The 6,256-nt window shown below is 69.6% G+C and carries 5 protein-coding genes; all 5 read right to left on the bottom strand.

The features are described from left to right. Window positions 1-220: 220 nt before the first annotated feature. Complete coding sequence (locus Q4F91_RS12505) at window positions 221-3,142, bottom strand: pitrilysin family protein (RefSeq protein WP_303338060.1); 2,922 nt, start codon at window positions 3,140-3,142, stop codon at window positions 221-223. A gap of 81 nt (window positions 3,143-3,223) precedes the next feature. After that, the gene (locus Q4F91_RS12500; protein WP_303338059.1) at window positions 3,224-4,576 is read right to left on the bottom strand and encodes a hypothetical protein; all 1,353 of its coding nucleotides are present in this window, start codon (window positions 4,574-4,576) and stop codon (window positions 3,224-3,226) included. After that, window positions 4,573-5,268: an energy transducer TonB gene (locus Q4F91_RS12495; protein WP_303338058.1), complete on the bottom strand. Its 696-nt coding sequence runs from the start codon at window positions 5,266-5,268 to the stop codon at window positions 4,573-4,575. The genes Q4F91_RS12500 and Q4F91_RS12495 overlap by 4 nt, the downstream gene beginning before the upstream one ends. Before the next feature lie 14 nt (window positions 5,269-5,282). Further along, window positions 5,283-5,687, bottom strand: a complete 405-nt coding sequence (locus tag Q4F91_RS12490; protein WP_303338057.1) for a biopolymer transporter ExbD — start codon at window positions 5,685-5,687, stop codon at window positions 5,283-5,285. Further along, a partial coding sequence (locus Q4F91_RS12485; RefSeq protein ID WP_303338056.1) for a MotA/TolQ/ExbB proton channel family protein occupies window positions 5,684-6,256 on the bottom strand: 573 nt, incomplete at its 5' end. The genes Q4F91_RS12485 and Q4F91_RS12490, both read right to left, overlap by 4 nt.

Raw genomic sequence — 6,256 nt, 5'->3', positions numbered from 1 at the left:
ACAAATGAGATGCAATTTCAGGAAAGGCGGAGAGAAGCCCTTCCGGCTCCCGGAGGACTCCTCATTTCCGGTGAGAAATCCTTGACTCAGAATGACGCCCGGGAGGCTTGTTTACGCTGTTGGATCTCGATGGCGGCTCACGTGGATGAACCGCTCGAATTATTGTTACCCCACCCCCAGGCAGGTCATGCCCGGGGGCAATGTCACCGGAAGGAAAAAGTCATTCCCTGTCCGAAGTTCCTTCCTTTATACCCTCCCTGCTGATTTCCATGGCTTTGCCGGCCTCGTCATCGCCGCCCGAGCGGACGACGAAGGCCGCCTGCGGGGAGGAGAAAATGCGTTTTGCCTCGCGGCTCACGTCGGACGCGGTGATCGCGCTGAGCAGCTCGTCGGTCTGCTCGGCCCAGGAGGTGAAGGGACGGCCGGTCGCGGCCTCGCTTCTCATGACGCCCGACCAGAAGCGGTTCGTGCGGCGGTTCGTGCGCCAGGCGGTGCGCATCGGCTCCTTGACGAGCTCGAGCTCCTCGTCGGTCACGCCCTGATCGCGCAGATCCCGCGCGATCGCCTCCATCGCGTCGCGAACCTCGCCGGTCTGCGCGCGCTTCGTCTCGACCTGCATCAACAGGTAGGCGAAGCCCTCCATCTCGGTCCACTCGCGGTACCAGGCCGACGGGCTGTAGGCCGCGGCGAGTTTTTCGCGAATTTCCTTGCGCATGCGGTCGGCGACGACCGCGGCGACGAGCCTGCGGGTCATCGCCGTGCGGCGGTCCGCCGCGTCCGGGTTGTCGAGGTGCCAGGCCACGGAGAGCACGGACTTGCCGAGCCGGTCCTCCATCACGATGCGGTCGCGCGACTCGTCCTCGGGGAAGTCCGGGAGCCGGCCCGCGAAGGCGCGCGGCGCCTCGGCGCGGGGAAGCGCACCCATGAGGCGCGCCGCCTCCGCCGCCGCGAGCACGCGGTCGAAGTCACCGGTGATGAGGAGCGTCCTCGCGCCGCGCATGCGGGTTTCGGCGAGGTACTTCCGCATTGCCTCGAGCGGAACGCCCTCCGCGTCCGCGGCTTCCCAGGAGCGCAGGCGCAGCGGCCCCCCGAGGAGGAACCGGGTGCGGTCCGTCCTCACGACGCCCTCGACGGTCTTCCTGCGGCTGAACTCGGTCTGCCTCAGGCTCTGGAGCGTCTTCTCGAGGTTCTTCTCCGTCACGACGGGGTCGAGGAACCGCGTCCGGATCGCCTCGAGCAGCATCTCGAGGTCATCGCGCTGCGCCGAGCCCGAGATCTCGTTGAAGGTCTCGGCCGCGGTCTCGCTCGTCACGAGGCCGCGCGCGGCGAAGCGCCTCGAGGTCTCGAGGGCCGTGAGGCGCCCGATGCCCTGCTGCCGGAGCACCGAGAGCGCCGTGCGCAGCGTGAGGGACTCCTCGTCGGGCACGCCCATCGTGCCGTCGCCGAAGATGAGCGAGGCCTTGACGGTGCCCTTCTCGAAGGGAAGCGGCAGAAGAATGAGCCTCAGACCGTTCTCGAGCACCGCCTCGTACTTCGTGAGGCCGAGGTCGGTCATGCCGACGGCGGACTCGGCGAGCTCGGGGATCGGCACCGCCGGGGGCTCGTCGAGGTAGGGGAACTTCATGAGCGCGGCCTCGGCGGGCGGCAGCACCTCGGCGGTGTTCGACGCTTCGAAGACGGCCCGGACCTCCTCCTCGGAGGCGTCCGTGTCGCCCGAGACCCGCAGCCGGATGTTGCCCGGCGCGAAGGCGGCCCTGAGCTCGGCCGAGGCCTCCTCGACGGTGATCGAGTCCTTCATCGCGCGCCAGCGCTCGAGGTCCTGCTCGGCCGAGGTGTAGACGAGGCCCTGGTTGAGAAGCGAGACAAAGTTGTCCGCGCAGTATTCATTGGTCCACGAGGAGCGCTGGTTCACCGCGCGCTCAAGCGTGGCCTCGATCTCGTCCTTGATCGACTTCACCTCGTCGGCGGTGAGCCCGAAGACGGCCGCGCGCCGGCGCTCCTCCTCGAGGATGTCGAGCGCCCGCCTCCAGTTCGCCCCCGTCGTCACCGCCATGAAGCGCGCCGACGGCGCGAAGGGCTGCAGCCGCGCGTCATGGAAAATCGCGCGGGTCCAGATCTGCGGCTCGTTGTCGCGGCGGGCGGCGAGCCTGCGGTTGAGCGCGATGCTGCCGATCCACTCGAGCATGAGCCGGCGCTGCCGCGCCTCGGTGTCGACGACCGGGACGGCGGGCGCGATCTGCATGAGCGTGATCGTGGTGCTCGAGACAGGGCGCTTCTGCACGAGCACGCGCAGCCCTTCGGTGAGATCGGCCTCGCCGAAGCTCTCCACTCCGGGGAGCGCCGCGGCGGGCATGCTCCCGAAGGTCGCACGGATGAACTTCTCCATCCGGGCGGGGTCGACGTCGCCCGCCACCACCACGACCATGCGGCCCGGCACGTACCACTTGCCGTAGAAGGCGCGCACGGACTCGGCGTTCATGGCTTTGAGCGTCTCGTCGGTGCCGATGATCTCGTTGGCGAACCGCGTGCCGCCCCAGACGAAGCTGCGCCAGATGCGCGAGGCCTCGGCCTCCTCCGTGTTGCGGGCGCGCTTCTCCGACAGGATGACGCCCCGCTCCTCGTCGATCTCCGCGGGCTCGAGGAGGAGGCCGTCCGCAATGTCGCGCAGGATCCTCAGGCCGTCATGGATGACGCCGTCGGCGGTGTCCGCGAGGTTGAGCTTGTAGACCGTCTCGCCGAACGAGGTGTGGGCGTTGGTGTCGCCGCCGAAGCTCATGCCGTGCCGCTGAAAGAACGGGATCAGCGACCCGGCGGGAAAGTTCCGCGACCCGTTGAAGGCCATGTGCTCGAGGTAGTGCGCCGTGCCGAGCTCGTGGGGCTCCTCCATCAGCGACCCCGTCTGCACGTCGAGCCGCAGCGACACCCTTCCCTTCGGGTTCTTGTTGGGGATGATGGCGAATCTCAGGCCGTTCGCGAGCCTGCCGAAGCGGACCGAGGGATCGGGCGCGACCGAGGTCTTCTCCTGCGGCCAGGCGCCGTCGTACCACGAGAATTCCGCGGCCTGGGCGCCGCCGAGGGCGAGGAGAAGCGAGAGGGCGACACCTGTGAGACGGGTTTCGGAATGGCTGGGAAAACGGCTCATGATGAAGGTCAGTGTTTACCGAGGGTTTTATTTTGAAAAGAGATTATCCGCGCTGGCTCTCTGTCGCGTTGGAAAAATCGCTCAGGGCGTGAGTTTCACCGGCTCCCGGTAAGATTCCCGGGGCACTTCGTCCGTGAGGATGAGCGAGGCCTCGAGCCTGTCCATTTCCTCGAGGACCTTGAGCGCCGCCTTCGCTTCGCTCACGAGCCCTTCGTCCTCTGTGATGCCGGCGAGCATTTCCTTTGCGGTGACGCGATCGCCGAGCTCCCAGGCGACGATGCCCGCGTGCCAGCGGCTCCGCTCGGCCGTGGGGCCGCCCCTCTGCGCGTCCCCGGTCCAGACGGCGAGCGCCTCGCGCGGCCGGCCGAGCTCATAGAGGAGCGTCGCCCGGAGCGGCGCGAGGTTCATGCCCGTTGTGACGTCCACCGGGAGTTTTTCGATCTCAAGCACGGTCCCGACTGCGGCCTCCCTGCGTCCGGCCTCGAGCTCCGCGGCGAGCCGCCGCTCAAGCCTGCGCCGCTCGCCCCGGGCCTCGGTTCCCGCGCCCTTCTCATCCTTCGCGTCCTTCTCATCAGTGCGCAGGAAATCGGCGGCGTCGAGCCCGGAGAGCGCATGGAGCCCGAGCCTCGGCGCTCTGAGCGAGGCGTAGAGGTCGGCGGAGGCGCGCGTGAGACGCCTCGCCCGGCCGCAGTTCTCATCCTTGCCGCAGTCGAGCCGCGCGAGCGCCGCGGCGGTCTCGAGCGCCGGGGCCGCCTCGGCCGGGCGTTTCCGCTCGATGCGTATGCTCGCGAGCGTCTGCCAGACGGAGCGGTCGGCGGGGAGGAGCCCGGCGAGCCTCACGAAGGTCGTCTCGGCCCGTTCCCAGTCACCGAGCTCGATGTCGGCGGCGCCGGCGAGCTTCAGGGCGTCCGCGTCCGAGGATTCGGGACCTGCGAGGTCTCCGAGCGTCGGGCGGATGCGGCGCCAGGCGCGGGCCTCGTGGAAGGCCCCGGCCGCCGACACCAGCATCAGCCGCCGGTCGGCGGGGCGAGTGACGAGATCCGCTGCGGCGAGGTAGGCCTCCCCGGCGGCGGGGAAGTCGCCCGAGCGCTGCAGCGCCACGGCCTGGTTGTGCCTCAGGGTATGGTTCCGCGGCCACAGGCTGACGCCGCGGGTGAGCACCTCGGCGGCCTTGCCGGGTTCGTTTTCGGCGAGCGCGCAGAGCCCCCAGAGCGTGAGCACGAAGGGATGCGGCCGGGGTGCCTTCAGATACCCGTCGAGCCTCGCCATCGCATCCCGGTGCCTGCCCTCCCGGTAGAGGGACTGCGCCTCGGCGAAGACCCGGGCCTCGGCGCGCGTGACGGGGGGCTCGGCCGCCGGAGCCGAGAGGGCCGGCCCGGAGGCCGGGGCGGCGAGAAGAAGAGCGAGCAGGAGCGCGGCGAATCCGGGGTTCACTGCATCGCTCCCAGTCTGAAGCGCACAGGGATCTCCACCCAGCACATCACTTCGCGGCCGTCCTTCTCGGCGGGGCGGAAGCGCCAGCTGCGCACGGCCCGGAGCGTCGCCGCGGCGAAGACTTCATTGTCAGGGCCCGGCATCGCCGCGGCGCGCAGTACCCTCCCCTGCGGGTCGATCACGAGCCGCACGATCACCTCGCCCTCGGTCCGCGAGCGACGCGCCTCTGACGGATAGGCCGGACGGGGCGAGAAGAGGAGCGCGGGCTCGACGTCAAGCTCGCTCAGGGCGAAGACGGCGGGCTCCGCGGCGATCGCAGGCGACGCCGTCTGCGGCAGCGCCGGTACCGTCATGCCGATGTCGATCCGCGGGTTCACCTTGAAGTCGGGCCTGAGATCGGGCGCATCGGCCTCGACGGCCACATCATCGCTCAGTTCGATGTCGGGCCGGACCATCTCGACCGGGGCCGGCGCGGCGGCGTGGACGATCTCCCTTGTGGCGTCGCGGGTCTCCGGCTGCGTGAGGGCATGCCGCTCGCCCGGCCGCAGGTCCCTCATGGCCGGCGCGTCGGCCGCGGAGGGGAGAAAGCCGGCGACGAAGAGGCCCGCCGTGCCGGCGGCGCCGAGCACGAGCGCAGTCCCCCAGGCCCGGAGGCCGGGGGAGAAGTCAGGAAACCGGAACGACCGCGGCATCTCACCGACTCCCGTCAGGGCGCCCTGGCGGCGACGCTCACGTCCCGGACGCCCGCCTCGCGGCAGGCGTCGAGCACCTGGATCACGACGCCCGTGCGGGCCATCGCGTCCGCGGCGATCACCACGCCGCCCTCGGGCGAGTCCGCGTGGAAGCGCCGCATCCAGGTCCCGACTGACCGCACGTCAATCGTGCGGCCGTCGATCCAGATGACGTTCGCCGAGTCGATCGAGACGATCGCCGCCGGCGTCCTCGAGGAGGCGGTCTTCGCCACCGGGCGCTCCACGTCCACTCCGCTCTCGCGCACGAAGGACGCGCTCACCATGAAGAAGATGAGCAGGATGAAGATCATGTCGATGAGCGGCGTCATGTTGAGCTCGACGGCGCCTGGGGGCGAGGCGCGCTTTCTTCTTCTCGTCATGAGAGCCTCCCCTCCGTCTTCTCGCCGCCGGCAAGAGCGAGGTATTCGGAGACCATTGCCCCGAGAGCCTCGGCTCTCGCCCTGATCCATCTGCCGAGCACGACGCCGACGACGGCGATCATCAGGCCGCTCTGCGTCGTGATGAGCGCCTGCGAGACGCCCGAGGACATGCTGCGGATGTCGGCGAACCCGGTGAGCGAGATCGCCTCGAACGAGTTCATCATGCCCGAGACGGTCCCGAGGAGCCCGAGGAGCGTCGCGACGGAGGCGAGAAAGAGCACGGCGCGGCTCCGCCCCAGGCGGGTCATGACCCAGTCGCGGATCGCGTCCCTGAGCTCAAGGTCCACCGGCGCGAGCCCTGAGCGCCCCTCGCGGTAGATCGCGGCGAGCGAGCCCCATTCGTCGTCGCCGCCGAAGCGCCCTGCCGCCATGCGGCTTTTGAGCTCCCGCTCGGCCCGGACGAGGCTCCGGACCTCGAGGAACCCGAGGCAGAGCATCACGACCGAGGCGGCGGCGATCGGGATCATGAAGGGCCCGCCCGCCCGGAACTGTCCGAGGGTGTTCTCAAG

It is taken from the genome of Sutterella sp. (assembly GCF_030539355.1).
Lineage (GTDB): Bacteria > Pseudomonadota > Gammaproteobacteria > Burkholderiales > Burkholderiaceae_F > Sutterella.
The sequence above is the reverse complement of the archived record's forward strand: the minus strand, read 5'-3'. Positions and strand labels throughout refer to the sequence as shown.

Bases quoted from the DNA above. Each gene is read 5' to 3' on its own strand.
- Q4F91_RS12505 (WP_303338060.1), bottom strand. From the start codon at position 3,142: ATGAGCCGTTTTCCCAGCCATTCCGAAACCCGTCTCACAGGTGTCGCC.
- Q4F91_RS12495 (WP_303338058.1), bottom strand. From the start codon at position 5,268: ATGCCGCGGTCGTTCCGGTTTCCTGACTTCTCCCCCGGCCTCCGGGCC.
- Q4F91_RS12490 (WP_303338057.1), bottom strand. From the start codon at position 5,687: ATGACGAGAAGAAGAAAGCGCGCCTCGCCCCCAGGCGCCGTCGAGCTC.